This window comes from Mesorhizobium sp. M8A.F.Ca.ET.161.01.1.1 (assembly GCF_004792105.1).
Lineage (GTDB): Bacteria > Pseudomonadota > Alphaproteobacteria > Rhizobiales > Rhizobiaceae > Mesorhizobium.
The window spans coordinates 1-386 of the sequence record NZ_SRTD01000140.1; the positions used below are offsets into that span (position 1 = coordinate 1).

Here is a 386-nt window from a genome sequence, read left to right on the forward strand (position 1 = left end):
GTCAGCCTCGACCTGGAGAAGGAAAAATCCAACAATTATGAAGTGGGTTTCACCACCTCCGGCAATGACATCCTTCAGGACGGCGATGCGCTGAGTGTGAAGACGACCGGCTTCTACAACGACCTCACCGACCTCATCCAGCTGACGGCGACGGGTGCTTCAAGCTACTTCTACAATGTCGGCAAGGCCAGGATTTACGGTGTCGAGATCGAAGGTGCCTACGATTCCGACTACGTCTTCGCCAACCTTGCCTATACCGGCGTGAAGGGTGAGAACCAGACGCCAGGCCTGAATTACGGCAAGGCGCTCTCGACCATTCCGGCGCACAAGATCGTGTTTTCGCTGGGCGCACGCGTGCCGGATCGCGATCTGGAGTTCGGCGGCAG

The 386-nt window shown here is 57.5% G+C and carries 1 protein-coding gene; it reads left to right on the forward strand.

Features of this window, described 5'->3' with window-relative positions; all coding sequences use genetic code 11:
- Positions 1–386, forward strand: a 386-nt coding sequence (locus EN804_RS35030; RefSeq protein ID WP_135922329.1) for a TonB-dependent receptor, incomplete at both ends; no start/stop codon positions are given.